The sequence below is a fragment of the Actinomycetes bacterium genome (assembly GCA_022396035.1).
Classification (GTDB): domain Bacteria; phylum Actinomycetota; class Humimicrobiia; order Humimicrobiales; family Humimicrobiaceae; genus Halolacustris.
This window is the reverse complement of record JAIOXO010000009.1, coordinates 1-18,877: the sequence shown is the minus strand read 5'-3', so window position 1 is coordinate 18,877 and position 18,877 is coordinate 1. Positions and strand designations below refer to the sequence as shown.

Sequence of the window (18,877 nt, the reverse complement as noted above, 5' to 3'; positions counted from 1 at the left end):
CTCCCTTTAAAATTTTCTTATTTTTTCCTTAAAAAACCTTCTGGTTACAAACCGCCAGACTTTCCTAATCACTGGTTTCAACTGAAACTATCTTTATTTCTTCCGGTTGTTCGACCTCTATATCTGTGCTTCCGCAAAGGGGACATTTTACAATGTAGTCCTCTGTCCCGGAAGTTTTTTTACACTCCCTGCAGTTTAACTTTAACTTCTTTTTTATAAAATTTAATTTGGTATCTTTTAAATACTGGTCTTCTGCAGTAAGGGCTCTGAAATAAAAATTAACCGATTCCGGCTCTATCTGGGAAAGGGGGCTTAATTCAAAATTGATCTTTTGGATAGGGCCCAGGTTTTTTTCTTTGATGTTACGTTTAACGATTTCAATGATTGAACTGGTTATTGAATATTCATGCATGGGTTATACCTTTAATTTAAGCTATAGACTTGTAAATAGGATGCTGAACCTTACACCATCAAATGAAGGGCTCAGGGATCTCTTCCAGTTCCTCCAGCGAAAACACCGGGCCGTCGACACATACAAACTTGTGTCCGATATTACATCTTCCACATTTACCCACACCGCATTTCATTCTTCTCTCCAGGGTGGTATACACCGTATCGCTGCCAAAATTCAGCTTCTTTAGAACTTCCAGGGTATACTTAATCATTATGGGAGGTCCGCAGGTTATGGCTATTCTATCCTCCGGCGAAGGCTTCAGTTCTTCCAGTACATTGGGACAAAGCCCTACCTCCTGATCCCATCCGTGGCAGGCGGTGTCAATAGTCTGTACCAGATTAATGTCGCTGGACTTTTCCCATTTTTCCAGATCATATTTATAACACCGGTCCTCAGGGGTTTTGGCTGCATACAGAACTGTCAGATCCTTATATTTATCCCTGTTTTCCAGGATATAAAATATAAGGGGCCTTAGAGGAGCCAGCCCAATTCCTCCACCCACGATAAGAATATTTTTCTGCTCCCACTGCTGGCAGGGAAACCAGTTTCCCAGAGGAGCCCTCAGACCCACCCGTTCACCCTGACTTAAATTACTTATAGCAGTGGTATTTACCCCCGCCTTCATAATCGTAAACTGCAAGTATTCCTTATTACTTACCGGGGAATTTATCACAAAAGTTGACTCCCCTGAACCAAATATGGATATCTGGCCCACCTGTCCAGGCTTAAAATTAAATGATTTTCTTTCTTCGGGGTCCTGTAACTGCAACTGAATAGACAATATATTAGGCGTTTCTTCAATTACTTTTTTAACCACCGCTACCGATGGCAGGTAAGGATTTTCTTTTCCCACTATGTCTTTGCCCTTAACTATATTTGTCTTTTCCATATTCCTTCCAAATTTTTTCTTTTACTTTTCTTTAACTATGGTGCCAACTATCTCTCTTATATCCATGTTAACCGGACAAACATCTATGCACCTGCCGCAACCCACGCAATACAGATGGCCGTGCCGGCGATAATTGTAATTATATTTACAGTTTATTTTATTCCTGTATCTTTGGCTTAATTCTGCCCTTGGATTATGCCCGCTGGCTTCCAGGGTATACAGATAGCTGGTACAGAAATCCCAGCAACGGTATCTCTGCCCCTGCTGATTATCTTTTTCATCCCTGATGTCAAAACAGTAACAGGTGGGGCAAACAAAAGTGCATGCGCCGCAGCCTATACATTTTTTGGATACTTCTTTCCAGGCTTCTGCCCCGAAATTGGCATTCATGATTTCCGGGATATCCTTGTAATCAGTACCCTCCCACAGGGCATTAATTTTTTCAGAAGACTGGCTTTCCCTGTCATCAAGCGCCTTGCTGTAGTAATCAGCATCATTGGGTGCCGGCTTAAGAAAATCACCGTACTTGTCTGCTAGCTGCCGGCCCTTCTCTGTAAATACATTAACCACATAGTCATCATCCAGCTCATACATGCCTATATCCGCATTCTCAAAATTATAGGGGCTACCCTCTACCATGGTGCAGAAACAATCCTCGTAAACAGTGTTACAACCCCTGGCTATCAGTGTGGTGTTATTCCTTCTATCCATATAGTAGCTGTCTTTTACCACCCCTTCTGCAAATACAGCATCCAGCCTGGCTATACCCTGAACATCACAGGGTTTTAATCCGAAGATTATTTGTTTGCCGTCTGTCTTGGATGGGGCTATGGAGATTTCTACATCATCCAGCTGCTCCATATTCTTCTGGTAGCTGAAATCAAGTAAATCTTCGCTCTGGGGATAAATTATTTGCTTGGGGCTCAATCTGGTCTTCTCTTCCAGGTTCAAAGAATATGGTTTATCCTGTTCCCGGCCCCAGCCCAGCTCCGGTTCAATGCGGGACAGGTTAAAAAAATTAATTATGCTGTTTTCCCTGTCTTCTGCAGGGACAAAGACATCAGCATCTTTGGCCATAGCTAAAAGCCATGAGCCCAGATTTTCCTTTTTTAAAATATATGTTTTTTCCATAACTATTGAATTATAATTCTTCCTCTTTAATATTTTTCTCTAATGTATTATAGGTAAGCAATGGAGGCTTTGCCTCCATATCCATACCAGCCTCAAAATCAAACAGTTGTCCTATTATTTGATTCATCTTTTTCATCAGTTTAAGCAGGCTTATATTCTGGGGACAGACCCTTTCACACTCCCCGCACTCTACACATCTTCCCGCCAGATGCATAACCCTTATCATCTGGAAAAACTTATTCTCATCGGTATTTACTTTCTGAGACTGCCAGTTGGGAAAATCCAGATGCACAATACACTGGTCCTGACAAACCTCCATGGGGCAGATATTTCTGCAGGCATAACATCTTATGCACCGGTCAAACTCTTTCTGCCAGTATGAGAATATCTGGTCCAGATCCATCTGCTCCAGTTCCTTTATATCTGCAAACCGGTCTCTTTTTTCTATATCCAGCTTATGCTCATTTTCCAAAAATTCATCATAAACAGGCGGTTTTTCCCATAGTTCGCACCAGTAACATTTATCAGCATAATAATCTTTTTTCTCCAGCTCCCGAGATCCCCGGGCGGTTTCTACTTTTATTTTATCCTGGCCTATATCCAGCCCGGATACTCTGGCCCCGCCTACTGCCCTGCTGATTTTTTTGTAATCCATTACACCATTACATCCTACCGCTATAAGCTTAAACTTGTCTCTTTCTATTAATCCCTCACTGATAAGCTGCGCTACCGCCTTACTGTCACAGGGTTTTACTACCATACCTATATTTCCCTTTACCTGTTTGGATAATTTATAGGCATAGCTGGCCAGGTTATTGATGCAAAGCTGGTTAAATATAAGCTTATTTAAATCTTCCTTTTTATCAATAAAACAGGGGTTTACCTTCAGGGGATGGCTGGACTGGCAATACCCTGCCAGTACCTCTACCTGGTCAAATAAATTCTCTGCTTTTTCAATCAACTTCTGATTCAGGTTTTCTATATTCATAATCAGTTTATACTTTTTATTCTTTTTACAAAATTAGTTACTACCTTCTGCCATTTCTGTCCTTCGGAAGCAGAAACCCACTGGTAGGAGAACCGCCTGTTATCAATCCCCATAAAGGGAAGATACTCTTTTAATGCCTCCAGCCTTCTCCGGGCATAGAAATTGCCATCGGTATAATGGCAATCATTGGGGTGGCACCCGGAAACCAGAACCCCGTCAGCACCCATGGAAAACGCCTTCAGGATAAAAAGAGGGTTTATCCTTCCGCTGCAGGGAACCCTTATTATCCTTAGGTTCTCCGGCTGCCTCAGCCTGGCTGTACCTGCTGCATCAGACCCGGCATAAGAGCACCAGTTACAGAGAAAGGCTACAATCCTTACCTCTCCGTCACTGCTGCTGTTTTTCTGTTCATCATTCATTTTTTATAAATTCCTTAACTGGTTAAATTATTTGGAAAAAGCCTTAATCTCCTCAAGTATCAATTCATCACTGAACCCGTTTAAGGTTACAGCATTAATAGGACAGGTAGCCTCACAGAGCCCGCATCCCTTGCAAACTGTTTCTATTACATTTACTACTTTCCTGCCCCTTACTTCTACCTCTTCAATGGCATTGAAAGGACAGACCAACAGACACTTGTTACACCCGATACACCTTACCTGGTCCACCATGGCCACCAGAGGATCACTGGCCAGCTTATCCTGGGACATCAGGGCCAGTATCTTAGAGGCTGCCCCGCCGCCCTGGGCAACACTTGCAGGAATATCCTTGGGTGACTGGCAGGCCCCGGCTATAAATATGCCGTTGGTATTGGTTTCTACCGGCCGCAGCTTGGGATGGCTTTCCTTAAAGAAGCCAAAGGGACCGGTACTTATATTCAATACCTTGGCCAGCTGTTTTGCCTTTTCGCCGGCTACCATAGCGGTAGCCAAAACCACCAGATCCGCTTCTATTTCAACCATCTGGTTTAAAACTGTATCCACACCCTTAACTATAAGTTTTCCGTCCTTTTCTCTCTTGTAAACCTTGGAAGCCCTTCCCCGTATATATTTAGTCCCATACTGCTTGGCCCGGTCAATAAACTCATCATAATCTTTGCCCGGGGACCTTATATCGGTATAGAACACATAGGATTGAGAGTCTTTTATATGTTCCTTGGTTAAGATAGCCTGCTTGGCTATGTACATGCAGCAGGCACTGGAACAATAATCCAATCCCCTGGATTTATCCCTGGAACCCACACAGGATAAGAATACAATCTTTTTAGGCTCTCTTTTATCCGAAGGCCTGGCTATATGGCCATGAGTAGGCCCGGAAGCACACATCAATCTTTCATACTGAAGACTGGTTATCACATCTTCAAGCTCACCGCCGCCATATTCTCCAAACATATCGGCAGTAAGCACATCTACTCCTACCGTAACCGCTACTGCCCCGATATTCTCAACCAGCATTTCTTCTTTCTGGCTATAATCTATGGCTTTTGCCTCACAGGCTTCTATGCACTGTCCGCACTCCGAACAAATTCCACAATTCAAACAACGCTCAGCCTCTCTTTTGGCTTCTTCCTCAGAGATGTTTGACATCACTTCCTGGAAACCTTTGATCCTGTTCTGAGCATCCATCTTGGCTATCTGCAGCCTGGACTGACGCTTAAAGTCTTTCAGCTCTTTTTCAGTAAATACTTCTTCAGCCTTAAGCCTGTTTTCTGCCTTTTTCTCTTCAGCTACAGCCTTGGATATATCCTCCAGCTTATCTCCCCTGATATAGCGGTCTATTACCCCTGCTGCCAGTTTTCCGTGGCCTATGGCCTCGGTAACCGTAGCCGGGCCGGTAACCGCATCTCCACCAGCAAATATGCCCCTGCTGTCTGCCAGCAATATGCTTTCATCTTCCATCTGTACTGAATCCCACCGGGTAATTTCTAACTTATCCTCACCATTTACCAGATAAGCGGTATCCGGTCTCTGGCCTATGGCCAATATCAACCAGTCCAGTTCACAGCTAAACTCACTGCCCTCAATAGGTATAAAACTTCTTCTTCCGCTGCTGTCCGGCTCTCCCAGCTTGTTCTTAATAAATACTACGCCCTTAAGCCTGCCATCTTCCTTTATAATCTTTACCGGGGTAGTTAAAAAGTTCATGTTTACGCCTTCTTCAACCGCATCCTCATATTCTTCTTCGATAGCCGGCATCTCTTTCTGGCTTCTACGGTAAAATATATCCACCTGGTCTGCGCCCAGCCTCAATGCTGACCGGGCGGAATCAATAGCTACGTTTCCTCCGCCTATGACTGCCACCCTGCCTTCAAGCCTGTCTCCTTTGCCTAAAGAGACATCCTTTAAAAATTTTACCCCTGAAATAACGCCTTCCACACCCTCTTCACCAATATTTATGGGCATATCCTTATGGGCTCCGGTGGCTAAAAATACCGCATCAAAATCTTTCCTAAGTTTCCACAACTGTTCTGTATTTTCAATTTTGTTATTGGTTTTAATCTCAACACCCATACGGTTAATTACATCAATCTCTTTATCCAGTATATCCTGGGGCAGCCGGTAATCCGGTATTTCGGTCCTCAGCATGCCTCCCACCACCGGCATAGCCTCAAATACAGTGGCCCCGTATCCCTTTTTGGCCAGATAATAAGCTGCAGTCAGGCCTGCAGGCCCCGATCCCACAATAGCCACCTTTTCTGATTTCTTCTCTTCCAGCTGGGGTACCGGAATTTCACCCAGCTTTAGTTGATAATCGGCTATAAATCTTTTTAAAGACATTATGGCTATGGGGTCATCTACCAGTTTACGGGTACAGTTTAATTCACAGGGATGGGTACAAACCCTTCCGCATATAGAAGGAAATGGATTGTCTTCCCGGTGAAGTTTTAAAGCTTCCAGGTATTTACCTTCCCTGATTAAAGCAATATAGCCCTGGGCAGCAACATCAGCGGGGCAGCTGCTCCTGCAGGGAGCCTTTCCCCTCTTATGTATGTTGTAAGCAGAAGGAACCGCCTGGGCAAACATCTTGGATATGGCTTTTCTATCCGCTACGCCTGCTTCATAGCTGTTGGGTATAGTAACCGGACAGACTTTTTCGCAATCCCCGCAGGAAGTACAATTCTTCAAATCTATATATCTTGGCCTTTTCCTGATGGTAGCAGTGAAATTACCTACTGATCCTTCCAGTTTTACTATCTCGGAATTGGTTAAAAGCTCAATATTTTCATGGGTTCCCACATCCACCATTTTGGGGGAAAGTATGCAGGCGGAGCAATCAATTGTTGGAAAGGTCTTATCCAGCTGGGCCATCTTGCCGCCGATGGACGCCTCTTTTTCCACCAGTATTACTTTTCTTCCGCCATTGGCAATATCCAGAGCAGTCTGTATACCGGTAATTCCTCCCCCTATAACCATTACCGTTTTATTTATATCAAAGTATTTGGGATAGAGCTTGCCCTGCCGGTAAACCTTGCTAACCGCCATCCTTACCAGCTCGACAGCCTTCTGGGTTGCTTTTTCACGGTCATCATGTATCCAGGAATCCTGCTCCCTCAAATTGGCCATATTAAACAGGTAGGGATTCAGTCCGGCAGACTCTACTGTTCTCATAAAAGTGACATTATGTACCTGGGGAGAACAGGATGCTACCACCACCCGGTTAAGATTATTCTCTTTTACCGCCTTTACAATCTGGAGCTGGCCCGGTTCCGAGCAGGTATAAAGATTGGTCTGGGTAAAAACCACCCCCGGGAACTTCTTTGCTTCTTCGCCTACTTTTTCCACATCCACATTAGCCGCAATATTGGAACCGCAGTAGCAGATAAATACTCCTATTCTCAAAGCCTGTAAGCTCCTTTCTTAAATGGCCGGCTCTACAAAAAGCCGGTCCAGCATTACTTCTTTTTCAGAAAGACCCAGTGCCATTCCCAGCACCTGGGTTAAATATATAACCGGTATATGATAACTGGTTTTAAAGGTACGGTTAATCTGGGATTGTCTTAAGTCCAGGTTTTGCTGGCATAACTGGCAGAATACAACCAGGCTGTTAGCCCCGCAATCATCGGCCATCTCAATTATACCTTTGCTGAGCTTTAATACCGTATCCTTATTGGTTAGCGACAGAATAGCTCCACAGCATTCTGTCTTAAACTGAAACTTCCTGCTTTCTATACCCACATCTTCCAGCAATTTTTCCATGGAAGTCGGGTTTTCGGCCTGGTCAAACTTCAGGGCATCCCTGGACCTGAAAATTACACAACCATAATAGCAGGCAGGATTAAGCTTGGACAGTATTTCCGGTCTCCTGTAATCGGGATCCTGTACTGCCTGTTCATATTTTTGTTTTATCAGCGGCCTGTTTTCTATTAAAAAATTTAGAATGGAATAAATTTTGAAATTATAATTTTCTTCTATCTCCAAACCCATATCCTTAAGATCTGCGATCAGCTGCTTTCTCCTTCGTTGCTCAAATTCATTCAAGCTCTCATTATCAGCATTAAGCAGGTTAGCTGCCTGGGTTAGTTTTATATAACAGGATACACAGGGGCATAAAATCTCCTCATACCCATTTTGCCTGGCTAAAATAAGATTTCTGCCGGACAGTGCTACCGATAACTCTTCATTGGTGTGATGAGCAGGAGTGGTACCACAGCAGTTCCAGTCTTCAATTTCCTCAAACTCAACCCCCAGAACATTTAACAATTTCTTTATGGAAACATTGTAATCTATGGCAGTGGAGTTAAGTGAGCACCCCGGATAATATGCAATTTTTTTGTTATTTTTTTCTCTGGCCATATCCCTACTCATATTTTTTGATTACTTTTCCCAAACCTTTTCTGCCTTTTATCAGCTCGGGCAGTATTTTTATCTTCCTCTTTTTTAAGATATCCACTGCAATATCGGCATCATTAAACAATCTTCCGGTACCCACATTCAGTCCCATTATAAGACCCGGCTCATAACTCCGGCCAAAGAACTGCAATATCTTTACAAACAGCCGGTAAAACTTGGAAATATTCTTATTCTTCCTGGTATCTTCCTGCCAGGTTGCCACCCTTAAATGATTCATGATAGCAGCTATACTTATATCTTCGGGGCATCTGGTAGAACAGATATCGCATTCCACACAAAGCCATATGGTATTGGAATTAACTATCTTCTCCATCTGGCCTGATTGGATCAGGCTAATGATTTGATGAGGCTTGTATTCATAAAGCTCTATCACCGGACAACCAGCGCTGCATTTGCCGCACTGGCAGCAATAGTTCATATTGGGCTCTACAAAATTTTCAAGATCACTGTTTAGTTTCTGGTAATCTATACCTTTTTTTCCCATGAACAAATTTAGGTAGGTAGGTTTATTAAAATTAAAACCATAATACACAATCCATTAATCCTATGCAAGCGTAAATTTAAAAAATACTTATACAGTTTTATAGCCAGAGGTCCAGAATAATTAACTTCAATTGTTTTGCCCTAAAAAAAATTATAAAGCAGTATCTACCACTATGTCCCCTACCTGGTACCGGTTACCCATGCTTTCAGCTATTACCGGGCATTTTACTTTTAGCAGAAAGAAAATATTTTTCTTTTCTTCATTCAAGGCTTCGTAATTACCCTGGCCTTTAGCAATGATCAAATCTGCCTGGTTAAATGCTTCCCTGAACTGGGGAGATGCCAGGCCCACCATTGCTCCCGGAAGATCAGTACCGGTAGTGATAACTTTTACCAGTTTGGTCAAACCCACTTCTTTGGCATCTTCCATGGTCGCATCATTTATGGTTGGGCCACCCCTTACCACAAAAGTTACCTTATCAGGTCCAATTTGTTCTATAAACACCTTGTCAAAAACTATTTCACCGGTGTTATCACCCACATATAAAATATGACCGGCTTTATCTATTTCCTGTTTCAGTAATTTTATTTTTTCCTTATTCAGGGGCTGAACCAGCGCCTGCTCAATAGTTTCCTGCACTATTCCTTCATCCATATCCGGTTGCTGGACAAAGTCTATAATATTTCCGGCAATGGCTATTCTTAAGGCTGTTTCAAACTTATCTTCAGAATCGGCTATCTTTTTTCTTACTTTTGGTTCCAGATGAAGACATATCCGGTTGTATTTTTTTTTCAGTTTCCGGTAAGGATCCTTTTTGGGTTCATGTTTCCTTACCACATCCTGGGCCAGATTAAAGGTATAAAAGGCATGCTCTCCCATTTTAAAATTGGATACTGCCTCCAGAGCCTCTCTGGCCATTTTTTCTTTAGTCTCTTCGTCTACCTGCAGAAGTTCTGCTGCCTGCATTACCTGGTTTACATAACATGGTATACACTTTAGGTTTAACTTCATTGTCCTCTTTCTATCTGCTGTTTTTTTACAATAATTATTGGTACAAGTATTCCTTTAATGTTTCCCACATCCTTTTAATTTCCATAGCTGCTTCACTTTGCTGGTTATCAACTATAAATTTTTTCAGGGATAAATAAATGGAAACCTGATCATCATAGGGTATCTTGCCTATCATTTCTATATCATTTCCCCTGCAGAAATCTTCTATCTGCAAACTGTTCTCCTGGTTCAGATCATATTTATTGATGCATGCAAATACCTTTATGTCGAATATTTTTGCTACCTGGTATACCTTTTTAAAGTCACTGATAGCGGAAAGTGTAGGCTCGGTTACAATCAGGGCTGCATCTACCCCGTTCAGTGAAGAAATAACCGGGCATCCTATGCCGGGGGCGCCGTCAATCATGACCAGCTTCAGGTCTTTTTCATTGGCAATATCCTCGGCCATATTCCTTATTTTGGTTATAAGCAGACCGGAATTTTCAGCACCGGGTACAAGTTTGGCATGAACCATGGGACAGAAATCAGTCTCTGATATAAAGCTTGTACCTTGTACTGAAGGTTTAAGCTCCAGGGCGTCAGTAGGACAGGCATACACGCATACCCCACAGCCTTCACACCTTATGTCATCAATCTTAATATCTGTTTCTGAATCAGTTATGGCTTCAAACCTACACAATTCTTCACATTTCCCGCAATTAATACACTCACCGGTAACAGTAGCTATAGCCCCTCCGCTGAACTCTTCCTGGTTTATTATTTTCGGCTCCAGCAAAATATGCAGATTGGCAGCATCCACATCACAATCTACAGCAATATGGTCATTGGCCATGTTTATAAAATTGGAAGCAACCGTAGTCTTTCCGGTACCGCCCTTTCCACTGATAATGGTCAGCTGTTTCATAATTCCAATTCCTTTTCTATATCCTTTAATATATTCTCAAATACCTGCCTGTATTCCGGATTATAATCAATAATGGAGTCTCCCCTGGAATAATAACGGGCAATTTCAATGTCATTGGGTATTTTAGCCAGTACCTGTATGTAATTGTCCCGGCAATATTTTTCAACCTGGTCATCTCCAATCCCATCCCTGTTTATAACCACACCAAAAGGTTTGCCCATATCTTTGAGCACCTCTACAGAAAGCTGGAGGTCATTAAGGCCGTAAGGCGTAGGTTCGGTTACCAGTATACAGTAATCACAATCCTTTACTGAAAATACCATGGAACAGGAAGTCCCTGGAGGGCAGTCTATAATTACCAGTTCAGACTTGATTATATCCTTATCCAAAGCTGACTGTAACGAAACCGTACGCATGGAACCGGGTCTGAGATCCCCCATATAATAATTAATATTGGGCTTGGCTACTCCCTTTTTTACTTCACCCACCACTACATCCTTTTCTCTAACTGCTTGTTTGGGGCCCACCAGCAGGCAGCCGCCGCAGCCATGGCATAGCTCGGGAAAGAGTATAACTTCCTCTCCTATTACCGCTACCGCATTATAGTGGCAAAATTCTGCACACTTGCTGAAATCAGCACCGGTTTCAGTTAAGAAATAAGGCTGCTTTATGGATACCTTCTGGATATGCTTTATATCCGGCTTGATAAAAAAACTGGTATTGGGAGCCTCTACATCATAATCCATTAACTGGCAGTAACCTACAGCCAGAGCCAGATTGCAGGCAACTGTAGTCTTTCCGGTACCACCTTTACCGCTAGCAACTGATATTATCAATTTAACTTCTACCTCCTCCACCCATGCCAAAGTGTGAAGTAACATTGGGTGCAGTGGTTTCTGTAAGCTGGCCTGCCTTAAATTTTTCTACAGCCTCACTTACCTTTCCTGAAACTCCTGTATAAATTTTTACTTTACCTGTGGACAGTACCCGGAAAGCATTAGGGCCAACATTTCCGGTAATAACCGCTTTGGCTCCTTTATTGGCAATCATTTGACCTGTCTGTATCCCTGCTCCACCCATGGCTCCTCTGGCTTCATTGGATACATGTTCAAAGCTATCATTTTCCGTATCGTAAAATATAAAAAATGGACATCTTCCAAATCTGGCATCAACATTAGATTCCAGACTGGTACCAGTAGACGAAATTGCAATAATCATTTTTTTCCTCCTCTTTTTTTATTTAAAATCAACCAGCTTCTTGCCGCACTTGGGACATTTTATTTTACTGAGCTTGTATTGCTGGCCCTTGAGATCACTTTTCTTTATAAAAAAGTGGTAATTTCCCTTAGTGCATTTTGAGCTTATTATGTTCTCATTGGCTATATAATTTCCACCTTCAAACTTAATGGCTTTGCCTTCCAGTAGAGAATTTACAACCTTTTTCCGGGCAGAATGAAGCAGCCGTTGGAAAGTAGACCTGGATATACCCATCTGCTTGGCTGCTTCAACCTGTTTTAAGTCCTGCCCATCCTTAAGCTTTAAGGCCTCAACCTCTTCCAGGGTCAGGCTTTCAGTTTCCAGATTCTCTTCATCAACCCCCATAGGCTTGTACAGCACATACAGGGGCAGACTATCAACTATTTTTTTTATTCTTGGTCTGGCACTCATTCTCTTACCATACTGGTTCCACATTCAGGGCACTTCAATTCAGTACAGGGTACCCCGGCCTGATGTTCAATTTTATGCCCGCAATCAGGGCAAATACAATAGCCCTGAGCTCCAGCACCTGATCCGCCCATTCTTCCCCTGCCGCCTCCGCGGCCGAGTCCTCTTCCGGTTCCAGGTCCCTGACCTGCCGGTCCTGTTGCATCTCCTCTTGGCATGATTTATTCCTCCTCATGTTCACATTCAGTTTTATCAATTCCGTAACCCCTTCCCGCTCCGGGGCCACATATGCTCTGGCCGCCATTTAAGGTGCCGGCTGCCAGCTTATCTATTACCACGGGAATTTCTCCCTTAACTCCTAATATGGTATCAATACCAGCCTGTTTGAATAATTCTTCGGCTCTGGACCCCATTCCACCAGCCACAATACAGTTAACCCCGGCTTCTGATAAAAACTGCGGCAGATATCCTGGATGATGACCGGGATTGTTGATAGTTGTCCTGTCTTTTACCTTATCATCTTCAATATCTACTATAGTAAACTGGGGGCATCTGCCGAAATGGGGCGACACCATATTATTATCAGTAGAAATAGCAATTTTCATATTTTACTCCTATCTTAATGTAGTTAATAAATCAAAATAAATTTTATTGATAATTTCTCCCATAAAGAAATCATATTTATTAAGATTAAAGCTGGGTGAAGGTACCCACTTGTTGGCAAGATCACATCTACCCTATCATGTCTTCCGGGGTATTTACCTAAGTAAATCCCTTACAGTACTTCGTTCGATGTTTTGATCTTGAAGTGGGGGTTCTAATTCTTAGTTACGGGGTCGTATAAATACGCCCTACGGAGAAACCAGAATCCCCCACCAAGCTCTAATTTTAACCCTAAGCTACCTCTTGGGCAACCATACTTTTTAAAACTTCTTCAGGGTCATAATATTTTTTATGTTTTAAAAGAGCAAACATTATTCTTGCCAGCTTGCACTGCACTGCTATTACCATCTTCATCTTATTTTTTATCTCTGCCTGATAGCAATAGTATCTCTTGAGCTGGCTGTTTTTAGATATTGCTACTATTGCGCACTGGTAAAGAAGACATCTAAGTCTATTATTTCCTCTTTTTGATATCTTCTTTTTGCCTTTCTTTATCCCTGAGGATATCTCAACAAGATTAAGCCCAGCCATCTTTATTATCTCCTTTGCGCTTTTGTATTTTGAGATATCTCCAACCTCGCCTAGAAATCCGGCTGCGGTGACTATGCCGACTCCCGGTATACTCAGTAGATATTTTGAACACTCTATCCTGTCCAGGTAATACTTTAGTTTTTTATTTAAGTGGTCAAGCTTTAACTTCAGGCTTAAAATATCTTTAAGTATATAGGTTTTTTCCAGTACTGCTGCATCTATACCTGTGTTTATCCCTATGGAGCTCCTGGCACATTCTATGAGTTTTAGTACCTTATAAGCACCTATCTTGCCTCTGCTTATCATTTTAATCTTTCCTGTAAGGGATAGGATATTTTCCTTAGCTACAATCTCTGGGAGAAAATAGTTATCTATTATGTACTCTGAAGTTGCCCCTAATATATCACAAAATAAGCCTTCGTATTCAGGAAAATATTCGTCCAGCAGTATTTTTAATTTTGTCTTTTCCTGTACCAGGGATTTACTGACCTTAAGTCTTAACCTGTACATTCTTCTAAGTTCCGCATAGACGCCACCTGCCAGGTTAGGATCAAAGAAGTCCCCGTCTCTTACAAGTTTTGCAATAAGGAGGCTATCCTTGGGGTCTGTTTTAGTCTGGCTGTTATCCTCTATTTCTTTTATCCTTTTTATATGATATGGATTTACCAGAGTTAACTTGTATCCATTTCTGGATAGATAATGGGCCGCGGCTTTCCAGTAATGGCCCGAGGGTTCCATACCTATTACAGCTTTGGCCAGGTTGTTTTGTATTTTTGCTTCTTCAATTTTAGATATTATCTTTTCCATACCATCTCTATTGTTAGAAAAACTAAATCCTTTACCTATCTCATAACCTCTTACATTAATAAACCGGCAGTAATGGTTCCTCTTTCCTATATCGATTCCAACTACTAATGTGTCATCACCAATTAAATCCAGTTTGGCTTTTTTCTTGGCCTTCATATTTTCTCCCATCTGTATAATTTTGCTATTTGAGAGAAATTTATCAATTAAATTCCGTGTTATCAATTTATTTGTTTATTACAGTATTCTTGGTTTAATATAATATTTTTCATTTTTGCTTGTGCTATAATCTATTTTTTCCTCGGACATCAATTTGTCACAAATTTTAATAGCTTCATTTCTATTTATCCCCAGAGCAGAAGATATGTCGGCTATGGTAACCGGCCTTCTTTTTATAAGTTTTTCTATTTCCTGTTCCGTCTGGACCAGGTTGCTGCTGTATTTCCCATAGTTTACTTTGCCAATTATCTCTGCTTTCTGGCCCAAAACATCTTTGATCTGTTCCAGCCTTTTTCTTTCGGGCAGTCTCATATAGCCCTTTCCCGATGGCCTTACTGCTGTATTTAAGTGAATTTTTTCAATGCCCTGTCTAAAATCTTCAATAATGTCCTTAAATTTTTTGGCACTTACCATATCATCATTTATACCTGCCATTATCATTATTTCAAGCCAGATGCTGGCATCAGATATATTGATTAATCTTTTGATTCCTTCCATATTTTTCTCAAGCCGGACCCCTTCCGCAGGACAGTTTATTTTTTCCAGCATTTCCTGGCTGCAGGCATCCAGGGAGACCTTTACTATATCAGCATTCTTTAGGTCTTCTGCCACTCCCTCCAGCCCCAGAGTTCCCCCACTGGTAAGCACTACTACCGGTACCAAGCTGTTTAGCTTTGCTGCTTCTATCAGCCTGTCTATATCGCTGTTTAAGGTAGGTTCCCCTGATCCGGAAAAGGTTACATAATCAGTATAGGGAAATTCTTTAATCTTCTTATTTAAATCCTTTCCAAATTCATCTAAATCTATATCCAGATACCTTTTCCTGCTGGTAGTCTTTTCGGTAGTCGGTCCCAGCTGGCAGTAAATACAGTTATAAACACATACCTTAAAGGGTATAATATCTACTCCCAAAGAGTAACCAAATCTGCGTGATAAAACCGGTCCGTAAAACATAATACTCCTTGTTAAAACCTCATTATTTTTCCGGTGCTGCCATAATTCAGGCTGGATCCGAAGTACTGGCTAAAAAGTCCCAGATGGTTAAGTCCACTGCAATGCAGGGGCATTACTTTATCTATATTAAATTCTTCCATTTTACCCAGGACGTTTTCCACATACTGCCTGCTTTTATCTACCAGATGCATGCCGCCTGCTACCATAAGGAAACCGCTCATGTTCCAGGTCTTGCTAACATGTTTTAAGGTATTAATAATTCCACTGTGGGTACAGCCCAAAAACAGAATATTTTTCTTTCCCTGCTGGACTACCAGACAGTTATCATCAGGTATATCATCTTCAATATAATTTTTGCCAACTTTTTTAAAAAAAGAGGGGCTGACCTGCTCAAATTCTGTGGTTCTGGGTATAAAGCCGCAACTGTATATCTCCTCTCCTATTTGCTGGCTTTTCTCCGATAACATAAATTTAGCTCCCGCTTTTTCATAATCTTCTTTTTTGTACTGCATACCTATATAACGGTAGGAACCATCCATACTTATATATTTTTTTTCAAAAACAGCCGGGTGGCCATATACCCTTATGCCCGGATTTTTGCCTATTATCGACATTAGCCCACCACTATGGTCGTAGTGGCCATGGCTTAAAATGACCGCATCGAGATTATGCAGGCTGAGACCCAGGTTGCTTGCATTTTCCTGTAGTTGATTGGTCTGGCCGCAATCAAATAGAAATCTCTGGCCATCGGTTTCTATTAGCACAGAAAGGCCATGTTCTGCTTTCAGTCCGGCCAGACCAACACAGTTTTCCACCAGTATAGTTATACTTATACTTTCCCGGTTAGCCATCTGTTTGAGAAAAACCTCTCCTGGCTACTGCCTTTCCTAATTTATAGTATGTTTTCTGGGCATATACTATGGGATCCAGTCTGCCATAATCAATATTTCCTTCAGCGTCCAGGATTTCATCATCAATGTGCACTTTTACTATCTCCCCCACAACCATATTACCTGTATCTATGGCATAAGCCTGTTTTAACCTGCACTCCATATTTATGGGACATTCAGATATGAGCTTTGCCCCTACCATACTGGCATGAACAGCAGTAAATCCAGCTATGGTAAATTTATCTACATCCTGGCCATGGGTTTCGCCGCAGATATCCACCTGTTCCAGCCATTTATGGCCACAGATATTAACCACGAAATCTCCTGTTTTTTCAACATTTTTGAAAGATAGCTTATCTTTTCCCATGGATACAGCGATACATGGATTTTTTCTGCTTACATTAGTAGTCCAGGCTGCAGTCATAATATTATTATTACCCTGTTCGTCATGGGTGCTTACCAGCACCACCGGCAGAGGGTAGGCTGCAGTAGTTGCATCAAATTCTTTTTTCAATGTTTACCTCCTTGGTTTTGGGCATATACTCACAATTATATTATCAACTAAATTCCTTCTATTCAAGTGCCAGATATTTAAAATAATTCAATTATTTTATTGGATATATGGCTGTAGGCTTCACTTACCTGGGTACCGTTTTTATAGTCTTTTAGATAGACATGCCCTTCATCGCTCAGGGACATAACTTTGGGATCATAAGGTATTCTTCCCAGGAAATCCACGCCCAGTTCTTTGGCAATCTCCTGTCCGCCGCCGGTCTTAAATATATCTATCCTCTTTCCGCAATGGGGACAGAGAAAACCTGACATGTTCTCCACTACTCCTATATAGGGAAGTTTAAGCTGCTGGGCAAACCTTATGCTCTTTCTGGCATCCATAGTAGCGATTTTCTGGGGAGTGGTAACTACAATACCTCCGGTAATATCGGGCATCAGCTGGGCAATGGAGAGAGGCTCATCTCCGGTTCCCGGCGGTGAATCAATGATCAAATAATCAAGTTTTCCCCATTGGACATCAGTTAAAAATTGCCGGATAATCTTCATCTTTAACGGGCCCCTCCAGATAACCGGGCTGTCTTCGGTCTCCAACAATGAAGCTGTACTCATTACTTTCATATGGGAAAAGACTTCAATGGGCTTTATTTTCTGGCCGCTGCCGGTAAGCTTTTCTTTTTCCAGACCCAGAACCTTTATTACATTAGGCCCATGTATGTCTATGTCCAGAAGTCCCACCTTGTTTCCCTTGGACATCAGGGAATAGGCCAGATTAACCGCTACCGTAGTTTTGCCTACTCCCCCCTTGCCGCTGAAAACCATAAATTTTCTTTTTATCTGTGAAAGATTCTCAGTTAACTGGCTGTCCTGGTCGATATTGTTCATTGCTCCACCTTTTCTAATTTTTAAAAAGGATAGAGACCAAACCTTCATTTAGCCCTATCCTTTTTTATTTTATTATTGCTTAATTATTTTACTCTTCTTTTTTGGATTTGCCCAATTCATCCATTCTGGCCTGTATGTCATCCAGCTGCTGTTTTAATGCATCCGCATGCTGTTTAAGCTGCTCGGTTTCATCTTCAGGCCCAGCTTCAGTCCCATAGTAGGGCGCAGCTCCTGCCGGCGGTGCCGGATACCTGGCCCAGAAAGGAAGCCCGGTAGCATAATAGGCATTTCTGTGTCCTCTGCCTCGTCCAGATCCTCCCATCGGCCTTCCTGCATAACCTCTTCCGCCGGAAGGATTCATAAAACCGGCTACATTGTATCCGGCACAATATCCTGCTGATCTTCCGGTCATGGGACCCATTCCTGCTGGTCCTGTTCCATCTCCTCTTGGCATACCAATCACTCCTTTCCTCGGATAGTAATTTATTATTTTATCTTCTGCCTCTACGGCCTGATCTTATAGGTGCTCTTGCCTGCCAAAACCTTCCCCTTCTTAATCCTGGGCCATACAACCTATATACTGGCGACCTGTTTCCGGTAATATTTACCTGTAGGTTAGGTCTGGCCGGGATAAACCCAGCAGGCATAACACAATAACCGTCACCTCTTCCAGTCATGGGACCCATTCCTGCTGGTCCTGTTCCATCAAAACCTGGCATTGTAAACACCTCCTATAATGAACTATTGTTCAATTTATAATATTATTATAATGAACTATCGTTCATAATGCAAGAGTTTTGAGATATTAATTTTTTTAACTTTTATTAGCTTAAAGAGGGTAAATAGCGCTTTGTTTGAAGGTCTTAAATAGCAAAAGGGGCCGCTAAAGAGCGACCCCTTTTTTTACAGGTTTATTATTTTAGAATCCACAGCAACCACTGCTGCAGCTTCCTCCTCCGCTGTCCTTGTTTACATTGGCATTGAATTCAAAACTTGAATAATTTCTAACTATGTCCTGGCTGCCGCACTTGGTGCAGGCCTCATC

The 18,877-nt window shown here is 42.1% G+C and carries 22 protein-coding genes and 2 pseudogenes; all 24 read right to left on the bottom strand.

What is annotated here, in order from left to right:
• Positions 1–64: 64 nt before the first annotated feature.
• The 24 genes and pseudogenes from K9H14_04305 to K9H14_04190 all read right to left on the bottom strand — a co-directional run bounded on the left by K9H14_04305 (position 65) and on the right by K9H14_04190 (position 18,551).
• Positions 65–412: a hydrogenase maturation nickel metallochaperone HypA gene (locus tag K9H14_04305; protein ID MCG9479414.1), complete on the bottom strand. Its 348-nt coding sequence runs from the start codon at positions 410–412 to the stop codon at positions 65–67.
• 58 nt (positions 413–470) lie between these two features.
• Complete coding sequence (locus K9H14_04300) at positions 471–1,343, bottom strand: FAD/NAD(P)-binding protein (protein ID MCG9479413.1); 873 nt, start codon at positions 1,341–1,343, stop codon at positions 471–473.
• 21 nt (positions 1,344–1,364) lie between these two features.
• Positions 1,365–2,474 (bottom strand): 4Fe-4S dicluster domain-containing protein, encoded by a 1,110-nt coding sequence (locus K9H14_04295; GenBank protein MCG9479412.1) that lies wholly within the window; start codon positions 2,472–2,474, stop codon positions 1,365–1,367.
• 10 nt (positions 2,475–2,484) lie between these two features.
• On the bottom strand, positions 2,485–3,462 hold the full coding sequence (locus tag K9H14_04290) for a 4Fe-4S dicluster domain-containing protein (GenBank protein MCG9479411.1): 978 nt from the start codon (positions 3,460–3,462) through the stop codon (positions 2,485–2,487).
• A gap of 2 nt (positions 3,463–3,464) precedes the next feature.
• Complete coding sequence (locus tag K9H14_04285) at positions 3,465–3,881, bottom strand: hydrogenase iron-sulfur subunit (GenBank protein MCG9479410.1); 417 nt, start codon at positions 3,879–3,881, stop codon at positions 3,465–3,467.
• A 27-nt stretch (positions 3,882–3,908) separates the two neighbouring features.
• Positions 3,909–5,864 (bottom strand): FAD-dependent oxidoreductase, encoded by a 1,956-nt coding sequence (locus K9H14_04280; GenBank protein MCG9479409.1) that lies wholly within the window; start codon positions 5,862–5,864, stop codon positions 3,909–3,911.
• A 336-nt stretch (positions 5,865–6,200) separates the two neighbouring features.
• Positions 6,201–6,485: pseudogene (locus tag K9H14_04275) on the bottom strand (hypothetical protein).
• Between the two features lie 57 nt (positions 6,486–6,542).
• A pseudogene (locus K9H14_04270) lies at positions 6,543–7,301 on the bottom strand (FAD-dependent oxidoreductase).
• A gap of 18 nt (positions 7,302–7,319) precedes the next feature.
• Positions 7,320–8,267, bottom strand: a complete 948-nt coding sequence (locus K9H14_04265) for a CoB--CoM heterodisulfide reductase iron-sulfur subunit B family protein (GenBank protein ID MCG9479408.1) — start codon at positions 8,265–8,267, stop codon at positions 7,320–7,322.
• Positions 8,260–8,796: a 4Fe-4S dicluster domain-containing protein gene (locus K9H14_04260; GenBank protein ID MCG9479407.1), complete on the bottom strand. Its 537-nt coding sequence runs from the start codon at positions 8,794–8,796 to the stop codon at positions 8,260–8,262. Before K9H14_04260 ends, K9H14_04265 begins: the two co-directional genes overlap by 8 nt.
• A 150-nt stretch (positions 8,797–8,946) precedes the next feature.
• On the bottom strand, positions 8,947–9,807 hold the full coding sequence (locus tag K9H14_04255) for an ARMT1-like domain-containing protein (protein MCG9479406.1): 861 nt from the start codon (positions 9,805–9,807) through the stop codon (positions 8,947–8,949).
• 34 nt (positions 9,808–9,841) lie between these two features.
• Positions 9,842–10,711 (bottom strand): ATP-binding protein, encoded by an 870-nt coding sequence (locus tag K9H14_04250; GenBank protein ID MCG9479405.1) that lies wholly within the window; start codon positions 10,709–10,711, stop codon positions 9,842–9,844.
• Positions 10,708–11,547, bottom strand: coding sequence for a (4Fe-4S)-binding protein (locus K9H14_04245; GenBank protein ID MCG9479404.1), 840 nt, complete (start codon positions 11,545–11,547; stop codon positions 10,708–10,710). Before K9H14_04245 ends, K9H14_04250 begins: the two co-directional genes overlap by 4 nt.
• 1 nt (position 11,548) lies before the next feature.
• On the bottom strand, positions 11,549–11,929 hold the full coding sequence (locus K9H14_04240; protein ID MCG9479403.1) for a NifB/NifX family molybdenum-iron cluster-binding protein: 381 nt from the start codon (positions 11,927–11,929) through the stop codon (positions 11,549–11,551).
• A gap of 18 nt (positions 11,930–11,947) precedes the next feature.
• Entirely contained in the window at positions 11,948–12,403 is a 456-nt protein-coding gene (locus K9H14_04235; protein ID MCG9479402.1) for a DUF134 domain-containing protein, read from the bottom strand.
• Between the two features lie 10 nt (positions 12,404–12,413).
• Positions 12,414–12,611 carry a hypothetical protein gene (locus tag K9H14_04230; GenBank protein MCG9479401.1) on the bottom strand — a complete coding sequence of 66 codons (198 nt, stop codon included), beginning with the start codon at positions 12,609–12,611 and terminating at the stop codon, positions 12,414–12,416.
• On the bottom strand, positions 12,598–12,981 hold the full coding sequence (locus K9H14_04225) for a NifB/NifX family molybdenum-iron cluster-binding protein (GenBank protein MCG9479400.1): 384 nt from the start codon (positions 12,979–12,981) through the stop codon (positions 12,598–12,600). Before K9H14_04225 ends, K9H14_04230 begins: the two co-directional genes overlap by 14 nt.
• A 289-nt stretch (positions 12,982–13,270) precedes the next feature.
• Positions 13,271–14,533, bottom strand: coding sequence for an IS110 family transposase (locus K9H14_04220; protein ID MCG9479399.1), 1,263 nt, complete (start codon positions 14,531–14,533; stop codon positions 13,271–13,273).
• Positions 14,534–14,611: 78 nt separating this feature from the next.
• On the bottom strand, positions 14,612–15,547 hold the full coding sequence (locus K9H14_04215) for a radical SAM protein (GenBank protein MCG9479398.1): 936 nt from the start codon (positions 15,545–15,547) through the stop codon (positions 14,612–14,614).
• Between the two features lie 11 nt (positions 15,548–15,558).
• Positions 15,559–16,398 carry an MBL fold metallo-hydrolase gene (locus tag K9H14_04210; GenBank protein MCG9479397.1) on the bottom strand — a complete coding sequence of 280 codons (840 nt, stop codon included), beginning with the start codon at positions 16,396–16,398 and terminating at the stop codon, positions 15,559–15,561.
• Positions 16,391–16,951, bottom strand: coding sequence for a flavin reductase family protein (locus tag K9H14_04205; GenBank protein ID MCG9479396.1), 561 nt, complete (start codon positions 16,949–16,951; stop codon positions 16,391–16,393). Before K9H14_04205 ends, K9H14_04210 begins: the two co-directional genes overlap by 8 nt.
• A gap of 77 nt (positions 16,952–17,028) precedes the next feature.
• Entirely contained in the window at positions 17,029–17,832 is an 804-nt protein-coding gene (locus K9H14_04200; GenBank protein MCG9479395.1) for an Mrp/NBP35 family ATP-binding protein, read from the bottom strand.
• An 88-nt stretch (positions 17,833–17,920) separates the two neighbouring features.
• Positions 17,921–18,286, bottom strand: coding sequence for a DUF5320 domain-containing protein (locus K9H14_04195; protein ID MCG9479394.1), 366 nt, complete (start codon positions 18,284–18,286; stop codon positions 17,921–17,923).
• 37 nt (positions 18,287–18,323) lie between these two features.
• Positions 18,324–18,551 carry a DUF5320 domain-containing protein gene (locus K9H14_04190; protein ID MCG9479393.1) on the bottom strand — a complete coding sequence of 76 codons (228 nt, stop codon included), beginning with the start codon at positions 18,549–18,551 and terminating at the stop codon, positions 18,324–18,326.
• Between the last annotated feature and the right edge of the window lie 326 nt (positions 18,552–18,877).

Bases quoted from the DNA above. Each gene is read 5' to 3' on its own strand.
- K9H14_04305 (MCG9479414.1), bottom strand. From the start codon at position 412: ATGCATGAATATTCAATAACCAGTTCAATCATTGAAATCGTTAAACGT.
- K9H14_04300 (MCG9479413.1), bottom strand. From the start codon at position 1,343: ATGGAAAAGACAAATATAGTTAAGGGCAAAGACATAGTGGGAAAAGAA.
- K9H14_04295 (MCG9479412.1), bottom strand. From the start codon at position 2,474: ATGGAAAAAACATATATTTTAAAAAAGGAAAATCTGGGCTCATGGCTT.
- K9H14_04290 (MCG9479411.1), bottom strand. From the start codon at position 3,462: ATGAATATAGAAAACCTGAATCAGAAGTTGATTGAAAAAGCAGAGAAT.
- K9H14_04285 (MCG9479410.1), bottom strand. From the start codon at position 3,881: ATGAATGATGAACAGAAAAACAGCAGCAGTGACGGAGAGGTAAGGATT.
- K9H14_04280 (MCG9479409.1), bottom strand. From the start codon at position 5,864: ATGCCCATAAATATTGGTGAAGAGGGTGTGGAAGGCGTTATTTCAGGG.
- K9H14_04265 (MCG9479408.1), bottom strand. From the start codon at position 8,267: ATGAGTAGGGATATGGCCAGAGAAAAAAATAACAAAAAAATTGCATAT.
- K9H14_04260 (MCG9479407.1), bottom strand. From the start codon at position 8,796: ATGGGAAAAAAAGGTATAGATTACCAGAAACTAAACAGTGATCTTGAA.
- K9H14_04255 (MCG9479406.1), bottom strand. From the start codon at position 9,807: ATGAAGTTAAACCTAAAGTGTATACCATGTTATGTAAACCAGGTAATG.
- K9H14_04250 (MCG9479405.1), bottom strand. From the start codon at position 10,711: ATGAAACAGCTGACCATTATCAGTGGAAAGGGCGGTACCGGAAAGACT.
- K9H14_04240 (MCG9479403.1), bottom strand. From the start codon at position 11,929: ATGATTATTGCAATTTCGTCTACTGGTACCAGTCTGGAATCTAATGTT.
- K9H14_04235 (MCG9479402.1), bottom strand. From the start codon at position 12,403: ATGTGGAACCAGTATGGTAAGAGAATGAGTGCCAGACCAAGAATAAAA.
- K9H14_04230 (MCG9479401.1), bottom strand. From the start codon at position 12,611: ATGAGGAGGAATAAATCATGCCAAGAGGAGATGCAACAGGACCGGCAG.
- K9H14_04225 (MCG9479400.1), bottom strand. From the start codon at position 12,981: ATGAAAATTGCTATTTCTACTGATAATAATATGGTGTCGCCCCATTTC.
- K9H14_04220 (MCG9479399.1), bottom strand. From the start codon at position 14,533: ATGAAGGCCAAGAAAAAAGCCAAACTGGATTTAATTGGTGATGACACA.
- K9H14_04215 (MCG9479398.1), bottom strand. From the start codon at position 15,547: ATGTTTTACGGACCGGTTTTATCACGCAGATTTGGTTACTCTTTGGGA.
- K9H14_04210 (MCG9479397.1), bottom strand. From the start codon at position 16,398: ATGGCTAACCGGGAAAGTATAAGTATAACTATACTGGTGGAAAACTGT.
- K9H14_04200 (MCG9479395.1), bottom strand. From the start codon at position 17,832: ATGAACAATATCGACCAGGACAGCCAGTTAACTGAGAATCTTTCACAG.
- K9H14_04195 (MCG9479394.1), bottom strand. From the start codon at position 18,286: ATGCCAAGAGGAGATGGAACAGGACCAGCAGGAATGGGTCCCATGACC.
- K9H14_04190 (MCG9479393.1), bottom strand. From the start codon at position 18,551: ATGCCAGGTTTTGATGGAACAGGACCAGCAGGAATGGGTCCCATGACT.